Source organism: Desulfobulbus propionicus DSM 2032 (assembly GCF_000186885.1).
GTDB lineage: Bacteria > Desulfobacterota > Desulfobulbia > Desulfobulbales > Desulfobulbaceae > Desulfobulbus > Desulfobulbus propionicus.
In genome coordinates this window covers 2,232,193-2,251,722 of the sequence record NC_014972.1, presented here as the reverse complement: position 1 = coordinate 2,251,722, position 19,530 = coordinate 2,232,193, and the positions used below count along the sequence as shown (strand labels likewise).

The following is a 19,530-nucleotide window of genomic DNA, read 5'->3' as shown; positions in this document are numbered from 1 at the left end:
CCCGGTTTCGGGCAGCCTTTTTTGTTGGGCCGTTGGGCAACAGGCAAAACGATCCAGTTTCTTGCCTTATTTATGGCAAACCGTGCATTTCGCCAGTTCCGGCTTGTTCTTTTTGTGGCAGTCCTGACACAGGGCATGGGCCGCGTTTTTAAAGGTGCCAAGCTTTTCCGGCATACCGGCCTTGCTGTTGTGGCACGTCTCGCATTTTTCGATCTTTTGTCCTTCCTCATAGGAAATGCGTTTGCCATCGGCCCCCTTGCTGTGATGGCAGGTCTTGCATTCCAACCGGCTTTGATGGGCCGCATGGGGAAATTGTGCCGGTTTCGGGGTCTTGGCCGGATCAATGGTGGACTGCAGGGTGATTTCCGCCGGGCCGTTGTCGGCGGCCTGTGCGATGCCCATCAGGCAAGGTGCGCAACAAACCGCCAGGACAGCTCCGCAAGCAAGCCATTTTTTCATGCTCCTCCTCCTTCTTTCAATATTCTTGAAATGTTATTCATGACAACCACAGGATAACCGCTGCGAAAATGTATAGCTCGCCGCCGGGTTGTTTGTCAAGCCTCCAGGGGAGTCGTGCGACCCTGCGAGGTCGCTGGCGTGCTCACACCGAACCGTAGCTGTGCAGGCCGGAGAGAAGAAAATTCACGCCAAAGTAGGTGAAAAAGACGGCGAAAAGTCCGAGAATGGCCAACCAGGCGATGCGTCGTCCCCGCCAGCCCCGGGTGAACCGGGCATGCAGGGTTGAGGCATACAGAAACCAGGTGATGATCGACCAGGTTTCCTTGGGATCCCAACTCCAGTAGGTACCCCAGGCCTCGTTCGCCCAGATGGCGCCGGTGATGATCCCCGCCGTCAGCCAGATGAAGCCGAAGACAATGGTTTTATGGGTTAGATCGTCGATCACCTTCAATGCCGGCAAGGCATCGAACAGTGAGGCCTTCTGGGGGGTGTTCGACACGGATTGCTTGAGCAGATACATCATCCCCAAACCACCGGCCACCACAAAAGCGCCATAGCCGATGAAACAGGTGACCACGTGGGCGATCAGCCAATTCGATTGCAAGGCCGGAATCAATGGGCTGATTTGGTCGTCGATTCGATCGGACAGCGAGGCGTAGGCCATGGCCATGGCCACACAGGGCATTACAAAGGCCCCCATCACCCTCGTCTTGAAGCGAAACTCCAGGCCAAGATAAAACAGGGTGGTGCACCAAGCGAAAAAGATCAGCGATTCATACATGTTAGTCAGCGGCGCATGGCCGACGCCCATCTGGTAGGACTCGTGCCAGCGCAAGCCGATGGCCACGGTCTGCACCAGGAGGCCGCCGATCGCCAGCAACAGGCCGATCAGTCCCATGCGCTTGCTTTTAAAGAGAAACAACCCGAGGTAAAAGGCGGCGGCCAGGATATAGGCCATCATGGTCACGCCAAAAAGTTGAGAACTGTCCATAGTCGACTCGATACCAGAGAGAATGCCCGGGAAAGGGGCGCCGAAACTGAATTATTTCTGTAAGGTATTGATAAGCTCTGAAAAAGTATTCTCAAAACCTACCTTGTTTTTATTGGCTTCACCAGCGAAAAGGATGCGGCAGCCGTTTCCTTCGCCTTCGACAAAGGCATACAGTTTGCGGTGCGACAGGAAAAAGGCGATGTACAGACCGATCAGCATCAGCAGACATCCCCCATACACCAGCCAAACGCCTGGATCTTTGGTTGCCTGGAGGCCGGTGGCGTACAACTGATTCAGGGTCAGGGTATAGGTGCCGGAGGGCCGCTCGACAACCGCCTCCTGGCCAGCATTGACCCAGAACACCGACGGTTCGCCCTGGTTGTCGCTGAACCAGATCTTCAGCCTCCGGGTGACCTCGCCCTGGCTTTCCCGGTTGATGATGCCGTAACTGATTCCGGCCTCGGGCCAGTCCATCTGTTGGGCGGCGGCAATGGTCGCGGTGGTCGCGTCACCCCCCTGCTTGTTCAGGGCAACACGGTAATGTTGATAGGGTTGGTAGCTGGATTGGTAAAAGGTGACTCCTTTATAGGTCAGGGGCTGGTTGACCTTGATGACTGCATCGCGCACTGGCTGGCCGTTTTCGATAATCGTCACCTCGGAACGATAGGATTTGGGCATGCCGTTGGGATAGTACTCGATGGTAAAGGCATTGCACCGCAGATGGAAATCAAGATCGATGTGCTCACCGCTCTTGAAGGCCACAATGTGATTGGTGCTTTCCCCTTCCGGAAGCATGACGGATCCTTTGAAGGCAAAATGAGGATTGTGCAACACGTTGCGGGCCACTTTCGAAGAACCGATCAGGGCGCCGACGAGGATGATCAGAATCGAGCAGTGGACCACGTAGACACCGAAACGAGTCCACCCTCCTTTCTGGGCAAAAAGAAGGCGGCCTGTTGCCGTGGCGGCCTCCCTGGTTCGCCAGCCATGGGTATTGAACAGGGCGGCCACCTGGCCGGCCGCCGTCTCCACGCCAAGGGGAAGGCAAACCTCCCGGTGAAGGGGAAATTTGGGCAGTTGTTCGGGAGCCACGGCCAAGCCATCCCGGCGCAAGGTGCGGACCACCTGGGGGATGCGTTCCAGGCTGCAGACCACGAGATTCAAGGCGAACAGGGCGAGAAGGGCAAGAAACCACCAGGAGTTGTACATGTCCGGGATGTCGAGCAATCGCAGCAGCTGAGCCGTCTTATGTCCGTATCGCTGGATATAGAAATCAGGCGGACTGTTTTGCGGGATCAGGGTGCCGATGATTGAGGTGGTTGCCAGGAGAAAAAGCAGAAACAGGGCCAGTTCGACCGAGGCAAAGAGGCTGAAGAGCGGGTTCTTTTTCTGGGGAGTCATGGATTTTTCCAATCAATCTGCAAACAGGGTATCGTAGTTGCGGCCAATGAATACAGGGCCATTCCATAGCATGGGCGACAGCAACTGGCAACAGGCAAAAGCACGGACGGTGACAACCACGCTGTGGGCCTCCAGGCCATTGGCTCAAGCGCGTCAGCGAATCAGCATCGAGGCATTGGCGATCACCGCCAATTCACCTGCCTGGGCGGCCTGTTCGGCCGCTTGGTGGCCGCTGATGCGGCCAATGCCGATTCGTCGGCACAGGGAATCCGCCAACGCGGTGACCAGACAGATGCGGATGCGCTCGGTTTTGGCCATCATCGCCAGGGCCGTGCCGCCGTTGCCGCTGTACTTGGCGGCCAGGCGATCAAAGGCCGCCCGCCGGCTCCCCAGATCGAAATATGGGAGAAAGGTGGAAGAGCCAAGACCATCGGCACACTCGGCCAGCAGGATCAGGGTGCCGCCGTCACGGACAAAGGCGGCCGCGTTGTCAATGGCCTTGTGGGTCTGAATCATGTTGATGTCCTTGGGATAACCGCCTGCCGAGGCCAGGACCAATTCATATTGTTTGTTCGTTGCCGCACGGTAGAGGGCGTCATGCTCGTTGCAGACGGCGAGGAAATCGGCGGGTGAGTTGCCGAAACGGAAGGCGGCCACCCTTCCGTGGCTGTCGAGCAGGCCGTGGATGGCATGATACGGCGGCAACATCCGCTCGATTTCCGCCAGATCCTCGGCGACCGGATTGCCGGCAATCTGGCCAGGCTGGCAATCCTGGGTCAAGGCGCGGCGCTGGGGGTCGAGAAACAGCCGATGATTGTGATAGATTGCCTCCCGCTCGCCCAAGCCGGGAAAGAGCAGTTTGCGGCCACCGCCGAATCCCGCGAAATAGTGATGGGAAATCGCTCCTACGGTAATGAGCAGTTCGGCATCGGGCAACTCCTTGCGAATGCGTGCCGGTGTGCCGCGACTGGTCCGCCCCAGGTCAATGAACCGATCCGGTTCGGTGCATTGGTGGTGGATGAAGGGAAAATCGCGGTACAGGGGACCGTAGGCAGCCAGCGATTCTTCCTCGCTCTGCCGGCTGTGGGTGCCGTAGGCGATATAAAAGCAGATCTGTTCGTGTTGCGCGCCCCGCGCCAGAAGGGCTTCAATCAGCCAGGGCAGGACCAAGGGATAGTCGCAGAGGCGGGTTTTGTCGGCGACGACAATGGCAATGGGGCCCGGCGGCAGGGAGGACGGCAGTAAACGGTACACACCGTCGAGAAACGAGGCGCGGCTGACCGTGGCCCGTGGCTCGCGAATATCGAGGATGTCGGCATGACCAGGGACGGTGAACTGGAGACGGTCGCGTCCATAGCGCAGGTCCAGGGTGCGAATATCGGTCATTGCGCTGGCTCGTTGAGGGCCTGGTGGATCAGTTCCAGGGTATGCACCGCGCGTATCGGCAGGCCGGATCGGTCGATGATATCCTGCAGTTGGAGAATGCAGCCGGGACAGCCGCTGGCTACCACGGCCGCCCCGCTTGCCCGCAGACCCTGGACTTTGCGGTCGCCGATGGTGCGGCTCAGTTCCGGATGCGCGGCGGTGAAGGTGCCGCCCAGGCCGCAGCACAGTCCGGCGTCTTCCATGTCGACAAAATCGACCTGGGGCAGGGCGCGCAACAGGGCGCGCGGTTCCTTGACGATCCCCGCGCCGCGGAGATGGCAGGGGTCGTGGTAGGTGACCCGGATGCGCTGTTGCCATCGGGGAAGCGATGCCAGGCGATCGACCAGCCCCTGCTGGTGGAAAAACGCATGGATGTCCATCAGCGGCGCGGTAAAAGGCGTGCCCGCCTGTTTGCCGGAATGGCCGGCGAGCATGCCGTGGCAGGAAGCGCAGGCGGTGAGGACGGCCGTCACCTCGCGGCCGGCAAAGGCCCTGATATTGGCGGTTGAGAGCTTGTCGATCAGCGGTCCGTTGCCCGAGGACAGGGCCGGCATGCCGCAGCAGCCCTGGGCTCTGGGGAGAAACACCGAATAGCCGAGGCGGTGCGGCAGGCGCACCAGCAGTTCCCCTATCTGGGGGTAGAGGTAGGTGAGGGCGCAGCCGGCAAAGACTCCCAGCACCGGTTTGTCTGCCTCGCCCTCAAGAAACTCCGGCACCCGGGCAAAGAGATCCCGGTCGGCAATCGGCGGCAGGCTGCGTTCCCGCAGCAGTTCCGGCGAGAATCGCAGCCGCAGGCCACTGCTTTCGGGGATTTTTTTGAACAGCAGGGGCGAGAGCAGGTCCGCGCCTTTCACCAGGGTTTTGAGCAACGACTTGGACCCGGTCAGGGCCGCCACCCCCTTGCCGATCGGCGACAGGCCGTGCTCGGCGGTGATCTGTCGGCGAAGCGCGCCGACAATGGCATCGGTGGGCACCCGGTTGGGGCATTTGACCACGCAGGAACCGCACAGCAGACAGAGGCCGATCTCCTCGCGCAGCCGCTCATCCAGCCCGACCTCGCCGTTGAGCACCGCCGCCGCCAGCACGATCTTGCCCCGGGCCACCGAGCCCTCGCGGCCGGTCTCCCGATATACCGGGCAGTGGGCTTGGCAGGCGCCGCAGCGCACGCATTGGGCGATTGCCTCGCGGTAGTGTTCCAGTGAATGCAATTCGTTCATGGCGATGGCGAAACCGTGGGGACGCAGGACGGCTGCCCTTCCTCGGGCGGAAAGATCTTGCCCGGATTCATGATGTTGCGGGGATCCAGGGCTTGTTTGATGGCACGCATGGTGGCCAGGGTGGCCGGGTCCAGTTCCATGGCGATGTAAGGGGCCTTGGCCGTGCCGATACCGTGTTCGCCGCTGACCGATCCGCCGAGATCAACGGTGGTGCGGAAGATGTCATGCAGAGCCTGCTCCACCTTTACCTGCATCCCGGATTGCCGCAGATCGACCATGACATTGACGTGGATATTGCCATCGCCCGCATGGCCGAAGTTGACGATCGGCACCCCGTACCGGTTGGAGATGGCCTCCAGGGCACGGATCATCTCCGGTACCCGCGAGCGCGGCACGACGATGTCCTCGTTGAACTTGTTGGGATTGAGGATGCGCAGACTGGGGCTAACGCTGCGCCGCACCTTCCAGATCGCCTCCGATTCGTCGGCGGTTGCCGCCACCCGTGTTTCCACCACGCCCAACGGCTGGATGATTTCCAGGATGCGGGCGGCCTGGCCGTCGAGTTGCGCTTGATCGCCGTCAACCTCGATGATCAGCACCGCCCGGCAGGTCAGCGGCAGGTCGAGCGGCGCGGCCTTGCGCACGCAGTCGATGGCCGAGGCATCCATGAATTCCAGGGTGGCGGGGATGATCTTGCCACGGATGATGGCCGACACCGCCCGGGCCGCGCCGTCGATGGACGAGAAGGCGACCAGCATGGTCTTGCGCGCCTCGGGCTTGGGCAGGAGGCGGAGAATGATGCGGGTGACAATGCCCAGCGTCCCCTCGGAGCCGACAAACAACCGGGTCAGGTCATAGCCGACCACGTTCTTGATCGCCCGGCCGCCGGTGTGGATGATGTCGCCGGTGGGGGTGACCACCTCCAGCCCCAGCACATAGTCGCGGGTGACGCCGTACTTGACGCAGCGCGGTCCGCCGGCGCACTCGGCGATGTTGCCGCCCAGGGTGGAAAAATCCTTGGAAGCCGGGTCGGGCGGGTAAAACAGGCCCAGCCGTTCCACCTCCCGTTGCAGCCGGGCGGTGACCACCCCGGGCTCGACCACGGCGATCAGGTTGTCGACATCGATCTCCAGGATGCGGTTCATCCGCGTGAGCACCAGCACGATGCCGCCCCGCACGGGCAGGCTGCCGCCGGTGAAGCCGCTGCCCGCGCCCCGGGGAAGGATGGGGATGCGTTTTTCGTTGGCCAGACCGACAATCTGGCTGATTTCCCCGGCACTGGCTGGATGCACCACCACGTCCGGCAGGCATTGGCGCTGGGTGGCGTCAAAAGAGTGGGTGATCCGGTCGACGGCGCTGGCGGAAACGTTCTCCCGACCGACAATGGCCGCGAGTTGATTGACGAGCTGCTCGGTGTCCATAAATCGTGTCCGGGGCAATTCAGGCCGTGCCTTCCGAACCGGGCAGGTGCACGGTCATCTGCGGGAAGGGGATTTCCCAATTGTTGGCATTACAGCACTCGACACACCATTTGGCCAGGGCCCGTTCGATCCGGCGATAGGCCGGGGCCTGGTCGCCCTTGAAATCGGCCAGCACCGCCACGTCAAGGGAAGAGGGGCCGGCCTGGAGAAAATCCACCGACAGGCTGAGGCAGTCCTCGGCATACCCATGCTCTTCCATTTTTTTGTGGATGAAGGTCTTCAACGTGTCCAGGACCGTGGTGGTGATTTCGGCCTGCAGGGCATAAGAGAGGCCAAAGACCACCCGCAGGTTGAAGTTGCTCGACAGGTTGGCCGGCGACTTGCTCAGAAAATCAGCGGTCCGGTAGACCGTGCGCCGTCCTCCCAGTTCGACCACCTCGACCTGTTCGTGCGAGAGGCTGACCACCTTGGCAAAGGGCTTGCCGTCAATGGCGATCCAGTCGCCCCGTTTGCAGGGGAACCAGGGCTCGTCGTTGTGATAGGGCCTTGAGATCAGGCCGATCATGTTTTCCACCGGAATACGCAGGTGCATGCCCAGGTCTGGGTTGTAGAGCTTGCAGAACACGTTGAGCGATTCCACCCGCCAGGGCACGCCCTGGTAGACCACCCGTTCGCCCTCGCGGATCGAGCCCATGTTGAGCAGCAGCCGAACCTGCTGCCACATCTTGGGCAGGGTCTGGCGCACTGTCCAGGCGATGCCGACCAGGAGGATGATGGCGGCGCTGAGCAAAAGCCAATCCTCGGCGGTGTAGAGAACGAAGATCAGGCCGCAAATGGCCGAGATCACCGAAAAGATCTGGAAAAAGATGTCCAGGATGCGGACGTGGAGGGGCCGCTGTTCCTTGCGCGCGCCCGGCAGGATGAAAAAAAGCAGGCGGGCGATCAGGCGGAAGGCCAGAAGAATGACCACGAAGGCGAGCAGAGCGATGAGCAGGTACCAGCCGCGGTCACGGAAAAATTCGCGCACTGAATTGCCCGAGCTTTCCAGCAGCGAGACATCCTTGTCTTCCAGCTTGGCCAGTTCCCGCTGCGCCAGTTCCAATTTACTGCCGATCCGTTTCTCCATGTGCTGCCAGGCGGGCATCAGTTCGCCCAGATAGGCCTTGATGTTCGGATCCTTGGTCTCGTTGATCAGCTGGTTGAGGTGTTCCACCGCGCGTTGAGCCGTGACGACCTGTTCGTGGTACTCATCGATGGTTTCCTTGAGTTCCGATTTCTGCCGTGCCCGAGCGGTGAGCTGTTTCAGTTCCTTGATGCTCGGTTCGAGCAGGGTGGCCAGCTCCTCCTTCCAACTGAAACTCACGTCTTTTTGCTCGGAAAAGACCTGGGGCTCGATGCCGGTGGCGATGCGTTCGAAATCGGCTCCAGTTTCGGACAGCTGTTTGTCCAGTTTGGCCAACTCTTCCTGCAAGGCCTGTTTCTCGGTTTCCGAACCGCTGGTCTTCAGCTTTTTGGAAAGAATCGAGATCTGCTGCTTGATGTTGTGCTGCAGATCGACCAGCGAGGTGAGCATGTCCAGGGTGCTGCTGATTTTCTGCTCCTTCTCCTCCTGCTGCGCCAGCCGCTTGGCCAACGCTGATTCAAATTTGAACAGTGGCTCGGACTCCTCGACCGCGGCTTTGGTGTGCTGCGGACGAATGCCGGCCAGCAGCGGCGGCGTGGCCGTGACTTGACGAAGCGTCAGGGGGAGATCCAGCACCTGGTGCCACAGGGAGGCCTGTTGCCGGGCCGATTCCGAGTCGTCGACCGCGCCGGCAATCAGCGGGGGGACATCGTTTCCCCGGCCGAATTTCTTGGCTGTGGTTTTGGCCCGCTGACTGTTGTTCTTGGCGTTCTTTTTGGCTGTTTTGTTCTGTTTGGCCGCCGGCGCGATTTCAGTTTGTTGCGGTGCCGCCGGTTTGTCGACCGCGGGTTTAGCCGTTGCCGCCGGCGAGACGGCCGGTTTCTCGGTCTGTGGTTTGTCGGCAGCCGGCCTTGCGGCGGGCGAGAGAGATGGCGGGGCTTGCCCTGGCTGCGGCAGCCAAGCCGGCGGCTTGCTTTCCGGCGCCGGCTGCGGGGCCGGTGCGGTCAGCAGGGGCGGGGCGCCGGCCGGAGGAGCGGTCTTGGGTTCTTCGGCCAGGGCGTTGATAGCCAGGGTCAGGATGCAGGAGCAAAGCAACAGGATTCGCATGGATCAAGTCCGTTGAGAAAAGGTGGAAAAAAGAAAGCTCGGTGAGATACGGCCCATGGCCAACACGTATCTGCGCACCGAGAGGTGGTTCAGGGGGCCAGCCGTTCGATGCACCAGGCATTTCCTTGCTGGCGGGTGTAGAGAAACCGGTCATGCAGTCGGCTGGTCTGGCCCTGCCAAAATTCAACCGTGTCCGGCCGAACCCGATACCCTCCCCAGAAATCAGGCAAGGGAATCTCGCCCTTGAGAAACTTGTTCTTCATTTTCTCCAATTCCATCATCAGCAGCTGACGCGAGGTGAGCACGGCGCTCTGCTTGGAGATCCAGGCGCCTAACTGGCTCTCGCGCGGCCGGCTGGCGAAGTAGCGGGCCGATTCGGCCGAGCTGACCTTTTCCGCCGTGCCGGTGATCGCCACTTGGCGCGCCAGCTTGACCCAGGGGAAGAGCAGGGCGACCTTGTGGTTCTCGCCGATCTGCCGGGCCTTGCGGCTGCCGTAGTTGGTGTAGAAGACGAAACCGTTTGTATCAAACAGCTTGAGCAGAACGGTGCGCAGGGTGGGTTGGCCGTCTGCCCCGACCGTGGCCAGGGTCATGGCGTTGGGTTCGGGCAGCCCGGCATCGCAGGCCTCCTGAAACCAGTGCGCAAACTGATCAACGGGATCGGCGGCCAGCATGTCCCGCTTGAGGACCGGGTTAGAGTATTCTTTGCGCAATCCTTTAATGTCCATTTGGGTTCTCCTTGAGGCGTCGATACGGCAGCAAAATAAGCTGTCCTGTGCGCAAGGTCAACTCTCTCTTGTGAATATCTTTTTGTTTCAAATGGTTACGGTATAATCGAGGGCGGCGCACCAAAATCTGCCGTCCGCAAGTAGTGTTCCTTTCCTGGCAGGCGCGGGGCCGGTGCGAGGCGAGTGACGCTCAGGCGGCGGTCATGACCTTGAAAAGGGCGGGCAGGGCCGACGCGCTCGGCTCCTGAAGAGCAAACCCGCAGGTGCTCTTTTCGGCCAGCTGGGCAAAGGGATTGGTCTCGATATTGATATCGATGATCACTCCATCGCGCTGGTAGACTTCGCGGGCCACCTGGTTGGGCAGATTGGTGGCGCCGGCGGTGCCGACCACGATGAGCAGCTCCGTCTGTTGGGCGGCCTTGAGCGAGCTGTAGAAATGGTAGTGATGCTCGTTATAGCTTTCGTCGAACAGGAGGATGTGCGGCCGGGACCGGGCACCGCACAGCGGGCAGCGCAGCAGCTCGCGGTCACTGTCGGTCAAATCCTGGTCCTTGGTTTTGGGCTTGACCGCCGGCGGAATGGGATGCACCGCCTCGCTGCATTCCAGCGAGCAGCGCATGTAAAAGACGTTGCCGTGGATCTGATAGGTGCGGGCCAGGGTATTGCCGGCACGCAGATGGAGGCCGTCGACATTCTGGGTGATGAGGGTGAAGCGGTCGCCGAAGTGGCGCTCCATGTCCACCAGGGCTAGATGTCCCGGGTTGGGCTGGGCCGCGCCGCACACGCCCATGCGGTACAGGTACCATTTCCACACCTCGTCGGGCATCTGGCAGAACATGTGGAAGGTGGCCATCTCTTGGGGGTGATAGACCTGCGAACCCACCGTCCAGTAGCCTTCCGGTCCACGAAAGGTGGGAATGCCGCTTTCGGCCGAGATTCCGGCTCCGGTCAGTATGGTGATCTTGCCCGTTCCGCCGGCGATCCGCCGCAACACATGGTGCATGTCTTCCCGCATGGATGCCCCCCAACAGCGTGATGGTTGTCGTGATCGGCCTTGCGGAGTCACACGCAAGCCCTTGGTTTTCCTTTCTGTCTAAAGTATAGAAACGCAACTTTTTCAAGGGATTTTTCCGTGCATCCGGGGGGATCGGGCATGAGGCGGCCGGTATTAAATGGTATCGGCCGACTCCAAGTCTTAAGTCAACTTTTGGTAAATTTTATCATTCGGGAATTATTTTTCTTGAATGGCCGCCCTCTCCTCACCTATCATCGTCGGCAACCGCCTCTTTCGCCTCTCCGGCCATGCGCATCCGCGACAGGCGTGGGAGCACGTTGTGCAACAAAAAAAGGTTTCTGAAAAAAATCGATGGAACTGATCTATATCGTCTCTTCCCCTGCCTCCTGCCTTGGACAGGAACCGCCGGAAGGTGCGCATGTCCGATGCGCGACCGATTTCGACAGCCTCGCGCCGACAACGACCCGATCCACGGTGTTTGTCGTCGCCACCGGTGAACACCACGAGTCCGTCCGTATCGTGCGGGCACTGCGCCGGGATCCACGCACTGGCCTGCAGCCGATTTTGACCACCAGCCCGCTGGGCGATCCGGACGATGACCTCAGCGACGGCATCGTCGCCTCACCGGAAGAGGCCCGCGATCGTGGCCGCACCCTTGTCGCGCGGCTGGCGCAGCTGGACGCCTCCCTCTTTGCGCCGGACGCCAGCGACGTGCTCCGCATCGCCGGCTACATGCTGTCCCGTGCCGTTGAGGCGCTTGCCCCGCGACGGCTCTGGTCCAATCAAGCCTTTTATGCGTATCCGGCGCTGGAGGCCATGCTGGGGTCGGCGCAGCTGGTCGCCTCGCGGCTTGCATCGATGGGTGAGCGGAAATTGATCCGGCGTGCCACCCTGGTCGACCGCCTTCGGCACTGTCCGGCCTGCCATGGGGTGCATCTCAATTTCATCGATTGCTGTCCGAGCTGCGGCGGCATCAACATCTTGCAAAAACCCTTCCTCCATTGCTTCACCTGCGGCATGGTGGCCCCGGAGGAGCGGTTTGTCGAAAAGGGGGCGCTCCAGTGTCCGAAGTGCGCCGCCCGGTTGCGCCATATCGGCGCGGACTACGATCGTCCGTTGGAGAATTACGAATGCCAGGGCTGTGGCCACGTGTTCATCGATCCCGAGGTGCAGGCCCATTGCATGCACTGCGGCACGCCGTCGCCACCGGAGAAGCTGATCCCCGGCCAGATCTTCACCTACGAGCTGACCGATCTGGGGGGGCAAGCCGCCAAGAGCGGCACCATGGAGGATCTGTTTGCCCTGCTCGATACGGTCAACAGCGTTCCGCCCAGCTATTTCATGCAGCTGGTTGGCTGGCTGATTGACCTGGCCCGCCGGCATGCGGAGGAGCGCTTCACCATCATCGGCATCAAGCTGACCAATCTGTTGGAACTCGACGTCCAGCACGGCAAACAGACGGCGGCGGAGCTGGTGGATGCCTTGGCCCAGCGGCTGCGCGAACTGGTGCGAACCACGGACCTGACCACCCGCACCGGGCAGCAGATGCTGTGGCTGCTGCTGCCCAAGACCGGACGGCCGAGCCACGAGGTGGTGTTGGCGCGCATTCTTGCCCTGCGGAGCATGATCCACCGAGCCGAGGGGGGCGAGCTAGACTTCGAGACCGTGGTCTTCACCGCCCCGGAGGATATCATCCCCGGTGAAACCGGAAAGCTGCTCCTTGCCCGCCTGGAAGGAGGATTCGCGTAACATGGATATTATTCTTGAAACCTGGAGCGCCTTCTGCCTGCTGGCGGTCATGCCGTTCACCGCGGGATGGATGGAACTCCTGATTAAATTCATTCCTTTTGTGCTTTTTCTGGAATTGCCGGTCTACCTGTTCATTCTGCTGGGTGTGGTCCGGTATGCCCTGCGGCAGGATGCGGCGGTCCGCGAGGAACGCACCTTTTTTCCCCGGGTGAGCTGCCTGATCACCTGCTACGGCGAGGGCAACGACGTGCGGCGAACCATTCTCTCCTTGGCGGAACAGCGCTATTCCGGCCCGATAGAAATCATCGCCCTGATCGACGGTGCCGTGGACAACAGGGACACCCACCAGGCAGCCCTGACCATGCAACCCGTCGTCAGCCGGTTGGGTAACCGTTCCCTGATGGTGGTGCCGAAATGGCAGCGAGGCGGCCGGGTATCCTCGCTCAACCTCGGCCTGCACTTGGCCAAAGGTTCGATTGTCATGGCCCTGGACGGCGATACTTCCTTTGATAACGACATGGTCCGTCACGCCACCCGCCATTTCGAGGACCCTCATGTGGTCGGCGTGGCGGGATGTCTGCGGGTGCGCAACTGGCGGGTCAACCTGATCACCCGGCTGCAGGCGATCGAGTACCTGCTGTCCATTCAGCTGAGCAGGGTCGGTTTGAGCGAATTCAACACGGTCAACAACATCTCAGGCGCCTTTGGAGTGTTCCGTCGCAGTTTCATTGATAAAATCGGCGGCTGGGACACCGGCACGGCGGAAGATCTCGACCTGACGCTGCGGATCAAAAATTATTTTGGCCGTCATCCCCACCTGCGCATCGTCTTTGAACCCCATGCCATCGGCCACACTGATGTTCCCGCCACCTGGCGTGGTTTTTTCAAGCAGCGGCAGCGATGGGACGGCGACCTCTACTACCTGTACATCCGCAAGCACCCGCTCAGTTTTTCGCCCGCCCTGCTGGGATGGCGCAACCTGATCCTGCAGGTGTGGACCGGGTTGTTTTTTCAGGTGGTGATGCCGTTCATCATTCTTTTCTACAGCCTGGCCTTGTTTTTCCTGTACCCGCCGGCACTGGTCATGGCCATCTGGTTTCTCGTCTATCTCTTTTACCTGCTGATCAGTATCATGCTCTTTGCGGCTCATGTCGCACTGGTCTCGGACCGGCCAGCCGAGGATTTGCGTTTGGCCTGGCTGCTGCCGCTGCTTCCCCATTTCACCTTTTTCCAGCGGATTGGCAGCGCCTTGGCAACAATGCGGGAGATAACCTGCCGCTCCCATCTCGATTCCAGCATGGCCCCCTGGTGGGTGCTGCGCAAATCCAAGTTTTAAGAGGCGGCGATGCGTGTTCCCATGATGTTTCGTGCACCGCTTGCCTGCCGTCCGGCCGTCACGCTGCTCGTGCTGCTGGTATTCCTGTTGTGTCCTGTGCGCCTGCTGGCCGGCACCGCCGAGTCGGTCCATGGGCTGGACGAGCTCGAAGGCGGGTTGATCCGGGCGGATGAGGTCCAGATCGCCGCCGCCGATCTGGAGGCTGGCCAAGCCCAGTTGGATCAGCGGCAAAGTGAACAGGGATGGAAGCTCTTTGCTGGCGCGGGGACCGGCTTGACCGAGGATGCCGCGCTCAGTGGCGACGATCGCCGGTACACCACCTACGATGTGCGCGCCGGCCTGCGCCGCCCCCTGTTGGGGCGTGCCGATGCCGAGCGCCGGGAGGTGGTCGAGGCCCAGACATCGGTGCGGGAAAAGGAGCAGCAGGTACGCCTCGCCCGCCTCCAGTCCTTGGCCCTGCTCCGCCAAGCCTATGTCACCTACTGGGCAGCCCAGGAAAAACAGCGGCTGGGCCAGACCTTTCTTGCCGGTGAAGCCAAACAGCGCCAGCTCCTGACCCGCCGGCAGCAGGCAGGTTATCTGCTGGAAGCCGACCGGCTCGAGTTTCTTTCCTCCTTTGATCTGGTCCGTCGCAACCAGGAAACCCTGCGGGTCACCCAGCAGACCGCCCTGCACACCATCCAGAGGTTGACCGGAATTTCCCTGCCGTTCATTGCCCAGACACCCCGTTTTGCCCGGCCCAAGGACGATCTTGCTGACCTGCCGCGACGGGCCATGGACGACTTTCCCGCTGTGGCGCTCCTGCGGGAGCGGCTGCGGGGGCTGGAACAGCAGATTCCCCTGACGAGCCATGCCGGCACCAGCGCCCATTTCGATCTGTACACCGCCGCTGGCGTCGATGACGGCGACAAGGAACCGGAGTACAGTCTTGGGGTCAATTTCGCGGTTGAATTGCCGCTGGGCACCATCGCCAGGAATGACAATGCCGCCCAGCGCTCTGCCCAAACCTTGGCCGCCAAATGCCGCCGGGAACTGGCGCTGGAGCGAGACAATGTCCGCCTCCGGGTCGAGGAGGCCCAGGCCCTGTACCGCGCTTCGCGAGCCGATCTGGGCTTTGCCGGCCAACGGCTTCAGGCGGCCGGCCAGCGGGTCAAGGAGAACAAACTGCGGATCGCTATGGAGGGGGATACTCTGGAGCAGCTGCAACAAAGTCGGTACGCTTACTATCAGGCGTCCCTCGACGCGGTGGACGCCCAGGCCCGGCAATACGGTCAGCTGATTACCCTGCTCGCCCATACACCCCTCGCCGCCCAACGCCAAGAGGATCGGCGGCCGCGGGAGGAGGGTTCCCCGGTCGAGAAGATCGATCCCCGGTTGCTGGGGGAGGTTTCGGCGGCTGGCACGGAAAAACAGGTCGTGGAGGCGGAATCACCACTGGCCGGCCGGGGTGTTAACACCCTCTACGTGTGGCGATCGGACCGCTTTCGGCAGCAGGAGCAGGCTGATTCCGCCTTTGTCCCTGCCCTGCGGAAAACGGGCGTGGAGCGCCTGTTGCTGTCACTTGACCAGAGGCAGATCGACAGCTTGGCCACCCCGGAGGCGCGGGCGATTTTTTCCTCCTGGATTGAGCGGTTGCATGGCCAGGGGATCACGGTGGAACTGCTGCTGGGCGAACCGTCATGGATTCTGGCGCAGCATCGGCCGCGCCTGGTGGAGATCGTCGCTTCGCTGGCGGACCTACCCTTTGCCGGCCTGCATCTGGATCTTGAAATCGATCAGCTGGATGAGCGGCATCGACGTGATACCAAGATGCTCACAGAGTGGGCCGCCACGGTCGAGGCGGCCAGGCGGGCCAGCCCCTGGCCCGTCGGGGTGAGCCTGCATCCGCGGACCCTGAAGCCGAACGGGAAAAAGAAGGAGTTAGGGGCCATGCTTGATCGTCTGCAGGTGACGGAGGTGGTGTTGATGATCTATGCGGCCAATCCGCAACGGGTGGCAGAGGTGGCCACCCCCATCCTCCAAGCGTTCCCGCGCCAGCGTTTTTCCGTGGCTCAGAGCGTGGAACCGGAGTTGTCGACCGAGGAAAGTCATTATCAGGCGGGCCGGGCACAGTTCACCGCCCGCATGACCCGGTTGGCCCAGTTGCTCGCCGCTCCCAATTTTCATGGTCTCGTGGTCCAGGATTGGAGCCGGTGGCAGGAGATGCAACCATGAACATTCGTTTCAGTCAACGGGAGCAACAGCCCGCGGATGTCAGCCAGGGGATGAAGGTTCCCTATACGCCGGGAAGGCGGGCCGTTGCTTCCTGGCGCTGGTGGATCATCCTCGCCCTGGTGGCCAGTCCGTTCTTCTATCTGCTCTACCAGCTGGTTCTGCCGTTGGTGGTGGTGACCGCGCCCGGCGTCGTTGTCCTGGACAAGGAAACCCTGGTCGCGGTGACCGAGAGCGTGGTTGACCGCGTCCTTGTCCAGCCGGGTGAACGGGTACGGCGGGGCCAAGAGGTGGCGCGGCTGAGCGCGCCCAAGCTTGAACAGCAAATCGAAACCGTGGAGACGATGCTGGAACCAGTGTCCGGATCGCTTGCCGGACCAAAGAGGCTGGCCCTTTATCGCCAGCAGGAGCTGCATGCGGCCAGGGCCGTGGCCCATCAGGAGCAGCGCCTGGCCGTTGTCGCCCGTTTGCGCGCCCAGGGAGCGGCCACCGAGGCCGAGGTCAATGCAATCCGCTCCCAGCTTGACGCGGCGCGGCATGTCCTAGTCCAGGCGCAACTGGAACGAACCGAGGCCGAGGGGCAGGCAGCGGTGCCGTCATCGCCGGCCACGGGAGCCCCTCTCTCCCGTGAGCAGTTGCAACGGCAACTCCCTCTGTTGCAGGCGCAACGGCAGCCGTTGACGCTTGTTGCCGACGGCGACGGCACGGTGCTGGAGATTCTGGCTGAACGGGGCAGCGTGCTGGACGCCGGCGCGGGGGTGCTAGTGATCGGCCGGCAGGAACGGCCCCATGTGGAGGCCTATATGCGGCCGGAACAGGTCAAGTGGGTGAGCGCGGGAACGCGGGCCACGGTCACCGTTGCCGGCGATCTGTCCCTGGAGGCAACGGTGCGGGACGCACCCGGCCAGACGCGCCGTCTTCCGGCGGAGCTTAGTTCGGCGATCGGCAGCCGCGAAATGATGGTACTGGTGACCCTCGATCCGGTCAAACCGCTGCCTGTCCAGCAGGCCATCGAGGGACTGCCGGTCCGGGTCCGTTTTCATCGCGCGTGGTAACGGTCCTGGAAGAGTGGCAGGAAAAGAGTCCTTTTTCGGCGGCGTTGTGGTATAGTGCCGCCTATCGCCCCTCTTGCGGGCGGCAAGGAAGGTGAACCATGAAATGTCGTTTGCTTGCGGCCGCAATCCTGCTTCTGGCCTGCGGCGGTTGTGTGGGCTATTATCACGACCCGTACTATTACGATGCCTATCCCTATGGACCGTATTATACCCCGTATCGGCCTCCGGCCCTCTACGCCGATCCGGGCTGGATTTTTCTCTATCCGAACATTTTTTTCGATTTTACCTATCACGAGGGACGTGGCAGCCATCGAGGCTATCCGCACGGCGGCCACCATCGTCGCTGAGCAACGGCCTGGCTCGACCAGTCGACGGCTGGAGGGCGACGGTTCATCCTGTTGCCCCCCGCGCGGCTCGGCGGTGACGTGTCGCGTCCAATGAAGGTGTCGCTGTCTGCTCCATCTATCTATTTTCTGTCTCCCTGTTTTCCCCATAGCCAACAATCATGATAGACAACGAGTCCTCGCTGCGCCTCAAGCTGCTTCGCTTTCCTCCGATCATCGGCGTCATCTACATCCATGCCTACAACACGGTGATCCACTATTCGGGCGGCAGTCTCGGCACCGACCAGCTCAACGCCCTGACCAATTGGATCCGCATCCTGCTCTCGGAGGGGATCGCCCGTATCGCGGTGCCGTTGTTTTTTCTCATGGCAGGGTATCTGTTTTTTGCCACCTTCCACTGGTCACGACGGACGTATGTGCACAAGATCATGACCCGGCTGCGCAGCCTGCTCATCCCCTTTCTTTTCTGGAACCTGGCGGCGTTGGCGTTTTTTGCCCTTGCCCAGGCCATTCCGTCGATCCAGCCCTATTTTACCGGACTGGGCAAAAAAATCGCCCAATACGGCGCCTTTGACTACCTCAACGCTCTCCTTGGCCTCAAGGGCTACCCGATCGCCTATCATTTCTGGTTCATCCGCGACCTGATGCTCCTGGTGCTGCTGGCGCCGCTGCTGGCCGTTATTGTCCGCTTCGTGCCCATCCCCTTTTTCATCGTCGTTTATCTTTGCTGGGTGACGGATACCTGGCCGGTCGCCATGCCGGGGGCGGTGGGCGTGCTGTTCTTTTCCGCCGGCGCCCTATGCGGCATCAAGGGCGAGAATCTGTTCGCCTTTGACCGCTTCGCCAAGCCCATCTATGGCCTCTATGTGCCGATGCTGGTCGCCGACGTCATCTGGTATCATGCCTGGTTCAACGTCTACCTCCACCGCACCGGTCTGATTGTCGGCGTGCTGGCGGCCCTGTGCGTCACCAAGCCGATTCTGGCGTGGCCACGGCTGCGCGACGCCCTGATCACCCTTGGCGGCGCCAGCTTTTTTGTCTATGCGGCCCATGAACCGCTGCTGGGCATCGTTCGTCTGCTGGCTTTTCGCTTTATCCCGCTCGACGGCGCCTACACCATGCTGACGCTCTATCTGACCATTCCGGTACTGGTGATGGCCCTGCTGGTCGGCTGCCATCGGTTCCTGGCCAGGTTCTGCCCTGGACCGCTCGGCCTGATCACCGGCGGCCGCTGATGGAAAGCGGCCGAATCGCGAAACGGAAACAAAGAAGGGGTATTTTCCCGCGCTGGTTGGCGGACTGACAGTGAGGGGAGCGGATCAGCGGCTGGCGGTGGCCAGTTTCAGGGCAAGGGCGGCGAAGATGGCGCCGGCGGTTCTGGTAAGCAGCTTCTGCGCCCGTTCGGAACGGCGCAGCCATTGGCCCAGCACTCCAGCCAGCAGGCTGACACTGCCGAACACCAGCAAGGTGGCGAGAATGAAGATCCCGCCCAGGATGAACATCTGCAGTGGCAGATGGCCCTGTTCCGGGCGGGTGAACTGGGGGAGAAAGGCGAGGAAGAAGATCGAGACCTTGGGGTTGGTCACGTTCATGATGATGCCTCGCAGGTAAAATCGGCCAAGGCCGATTTCCCGGCTGGCCTCGCTCTCCAGGGAACTCGTCCCGGCGCGGAAAGCACCCCAGGCCAGGTAGAGCAGGTAGGCTGCTCCCGCGAACTTGAGCAGATTGAAGGCCAGGGCCGAGGCCTGGAAGATAGCGGCTACACCCAAGGCCACGGCACTGGTGTGGACAACCAGGCCGGTGCACAGGCCAAGCGTCACCACCAGGCCCACCAGCTTTCCCTTGAGGGCCGACTGGGTGAGCACGAAGATGTTGTCCGGCCCGGGCGCCAAGGCGAGAAGAAGGGAAGCGGAAGCAAAGAGAATCAGGGTACCGGCGTCAAACATGG

16 protein-coding genes are annotated in these 19,530 nt (G+C 61.4%); 6 read left to right on the top strand and 10 right to left on the bottom strand.

Annotated elements, in window-relative coordinates; genetic code table 11:
• Positions 1-66: 66 nt before the first annotated feature.
• The 9 genes from DESPR_RS09795 to DESPR_RS09755 form a co-directional block, all read right to left on the bottom strand.
• Entirely contained in the window at positions 67-459 is a 393-nt protein-coding gene (locus DESPR_RS09795; protein ID WP_015724655.1) for a cytochrome c3 family protein, read from the bottom strand.
• A gap of 142 nt (positions 460-601) precedes the next feature.
• On the bottom strand, positions 602-1,450 hold the full coding sequence (gene ccsB / locus DESPR_RS09790; protein WP_015724654.1) for a c-type cytochrome biogenesis protein CcsB: 849 nt from the start codon (positions 1,448-1,450) through the stop codon (positions 602-604).
• Between the two features lie 51 nt (positions 1,451-1,501).
• Entirely contained in the window at positions 1,502-2,851 is a 1,350-nt protein-coding gene (gene resB, locus DESPR_RS09785; protein ID WP_015724653.1) for a cytochrome c biogenesis protein ResB, read from the bottom strand.
• Between the two features lie 153 nt (positions 2,852-3,004).
• On the bottom strand, positions 3,005-4,237 hold the full coding sequence (locus DESPR_RS09780) for a lactate racemase domain-containing protein (RefSeq protein ID WP_015724652.1): 1,233 nt from the start codon (positions 4,235-4,237) through the stop codon (positions 3,005-3,007).
• The gene (locus DESPR_RS09775; RefSeq protein ID WP_015724651.1) at positions 4,234-5,493 is read right to left on the bottom strand and encodes a (Fe-S)-binding protein; all 1,260 of its coding nucleotides are present in this window, start codon (positions 5,491-5,493) and stop codon (positions 4,234-4,236) included. The genes DESPR_RS09780 and DESPR_RS09775 overlap by 4 nt, the downstream gene beginning before the upstream one ends.
• Positions 5,490-6,914, bottom strand: a complete 1,425-nt coding sequence (locus DESPR_RS09770; RefSeq protein ID WP_015724650.1) for an FAD-binding oxidoreductase — start codon at positions 6,912-6,914, stop codon at positions 5,490-5,492. The genes DESPR_RS09775 and DESPR_RS09770 overlap by 4 nt, the downstream gene beginning before the upstream one ends.
• Positions 6,915-6,933: 19 nt before the next feature.
• The gene (locus DESPR_RS09765; protein WP_015724649.1) at positions 6,934-9,144 is read right to left on the bottom strand and encodes a hypothetical protein; all 2,211 of its coding nucleotides are present in this window, start codon (positions 9,142-9,144) and stop codon (positions 6,934-6,936) included.
• 89 nt (positions 9,145-9,233) lie between these two features.
• A complete protein-coding gene (gene pdxH, locus DESPR_RS09760) occupies positions 9,234-9,872 on the bottom strand; it encodes a pyridoxamine 5'-phosphate oxidase (RefSeq protein WP_015724648.1) in 639 nt (212 codons plus the stop codon).
• A 190-nt stretch (positions 9,873-10,062) separates the two neighbouring features.
• Positions 10,063-10,887 carry an SIR2 family NAD-dependent protein deacylase gene (locus tag DESPR_RS09755; protein WP_015724647.1) on the bottom strand — a complete coding sequence of 275 codons (825 nt, stop codon included), beginning with the start codon at positions 10,885-10,887 and terminating at the stop codon, positions 10,063-10,065.
• Positions 10,888-11,238: 351 nt separating this feature from the next.
• Here DESPR_RS09755 and DESPR_RS09750 point away from each other — a divergent pair, with 351 nt between their 5' ends.
• The 6 genes from DESPR_RS09750 (at position 11,239) to DESPR_RS09725 (ending at position 18,817) form a co-directional block, all read left to right on the top strand.
• Positions 11,239-12,636 carry a TackOD1 domain-containing metal-binding protein gene (locus DESPR_RS09750; protein ID WP_015724646.1) on the top strand — a complete coding sequence of 466 codons (1,398 nt, stop codon included), beginning with the start codon at positions 11,239-11,241 and terminating at the stop codon, positions 12,634-12,636.
• A gap of 1 nt (position 12,637) precedes the next feature.
• A complete protein-coding gene (locus tag DESPR_RS09745; protein ID WP_015724645.1) occupies positions 12,638-13,972 on the top strand; it encodes a glycosyltransferase family 2 protein in 1,335 nt (444 codons plus the stop codon).
• A 9-nt stretch (positions 13,973-13,981) separates the two neighbouring features.
• Positions 13,982-16,186 (top strand): TolC family protein, encoded by a 2,205-nt coding sequence (locus DESPR_RS09740; protein ID WP_015724644.1) that lies wholly within the window; start codon positions 13,982-13,984, stop codon positions 16,184-16,186.
• Positions 16,183-17,238 carry an HlyD family secretion protein gene (locus tag DESPR_RS09735; RefSeq protein ID WP_015724643.1) on the top strand — a complete coding sequence of 352 codons (1,056 nt, stop codon included), beginning with the start codon at positions 16,183-16,185 and terminating at the stop codon, positions 17,236-17,238. Before DESPR_RS09740 ends, DESPR_RS09735 begins: the two co-directional genes overlap by 4 nt.
• Positions 17,239-17,336: 98 nt before the next feature.
• Positions 17,337-17,585, top strand: coding sequence for a hypothetical protein (locus DESPR_RS09730; RefSeq protein ID WP_015724642.1), 249 nt, complete (start codon positions 17,337-17,339; stop codon positions 17,583-17,585).
• A gap of 158 nt (positions 17,586-17,743) precedes the next feature.
• Complete coding sequence (locus DESPR_RS09725; protein WP_015724641.1) at positions 17,744-18,817, top strand: acyltransferase family protein; 1,074 nt, start codon at positions 17,744-17,746, stop codon at positions 18,815-18,817.
• 84 nt (positions 18,818-18,901) lie between these two features.
• Here the strand turns inward: DESPR_RS09725 and DESPR_RS09720 are convergent, their stop codons facing one another.
• Positions 18,902-19,528 carry a LysE family translocator gene (locus tag DESPR_RS09720; RefSeq protein ID WP_015724640.1) on the bottom strand — a complete coding sequence of 209 codons (627 nt, stop codon included), beginning with the start codon at positions 19,526-19,528 and terminating at the stop codon, positions 18,902-18,904.
• Positions 19,529-19,530 lie beyond the last annotated feature (2 nt).

Excerpts from the sequence above, each read along its gene's own strand:
- DESPR_RS09795 (WP_015724655.1), bottom strand. The coding sequence starts at position 459 with ATGAAAAAATGGCTTGCTTGCGGAGCTGTCCTGGCGGTTTGTTGCGCA.
- ccsB (WP_015724654.1), bottom strand. The coding sequence starts at position 1,450 with ATGGACAGTTCTCAACTTTTTGGCGTGACCATGATGGCCTATATCCTG.
- resB (WP_015724653.1), bottom strand. The coding sequence starts at position 2,851 with ATGACTCCCCAGAAAAAGAACCCGCTCTTCAGCCTCTTTGCCTCGGTC.
- DESPR_RS09780 (WP_015724652.1), bottom strand. The coding sequence starts at position 4,237 with ATGACCGATATTCGCACCCTGGACCTGCGCTATGGACGCGACCGTCTC.
- DESPR_RS09775 (WP_015724651.1), bottom strand. The coding sequence starts at position 5,493 with ATGAACGAATTGCATTCACTGGAACACTACCGCGAGGCAATCGCCCAA.
- DESPR_RS09770 (WP_015724650.1), bottom strand. The coding sequence starts at position 6,914 with ATGGACACCGAGCAGCTCGTCAATCAACTCGCGGCCATTGTCGGTCGG.
- DESPR_RS09765 (WP_015724649.1), bottom strand. The coding sequence starts at position 9,144 with ATGCGAATCCTGTTGCTTTGCTCCTGCATCCTGACCCTGGCTATCAAC.
- pdxH (WP_015724648.1), bottom strand. The coding sequence starts at position 9,872 with ATGGACATTAAAGGATTGCGCAAAGAATACTCTAACCCGGTCCTCAAG.
- DESPR_RS09755 (WP_015724647.1), bottom strand. The coding sequence starts at position 10,887 with ATGCGGGAAGACATGCACCATGTGTTGCGGCGGATCGCCGGCGGAACG.
- DESPR_RS09750 (WP_015724646.1), top strand. The coding sequence starts at position 11,239 with ATGGAACTGATCTATATCGTCTCTTCCCCTGCCTCCTGCCTTGGACAG.
- DESPR_RS09745 (WP_015724645.1), top strand. The coding sequence starts at position 12,638 with ATGGATATTATTCTTGAAACCTGGAGCGCCTTCTGCCTGCTGGCGGTC.
- DESPR_RS09740 (WP_015724644.1), top strand. The coding sequence starts at position 13,982 with ATGCGTGTTCCCATGATGTTTCGTGCACCGCTTGCCTGCCGTCCGGCC.
- DESPR_RS09735 (WP_015724643.1), top strand. The coding sequence starts at position 16,183 with ATGAACATTCGTTTCAGTCAACGGGAGCAACAGCCCGCGGATGTCAGC.
- DESPR_RS09730 (WP_015724642.1), top strand. The coding sequence starts at position 17,337 with ATGAAATGTCGTTTGCTTGCGGCCGCAATCCTGCTTCTGGCCTGCGGC.
- DESPR_RS09725 (WP_015724641.1), top strand. The coding sequence starts at position 17,744 with ATGATAGACAACGAGTCCTCGCTGCGCCTCAAGCTGCTTCGCTTTCCT.
- DESPR_RS09720 (WP_015724640.1), bottom strand. The coding sequence starts at position 19,528 with ATGTTTGACGCCGGTACCCTGATTCTCTTTGCTTCCGCTTCCCTTCTT.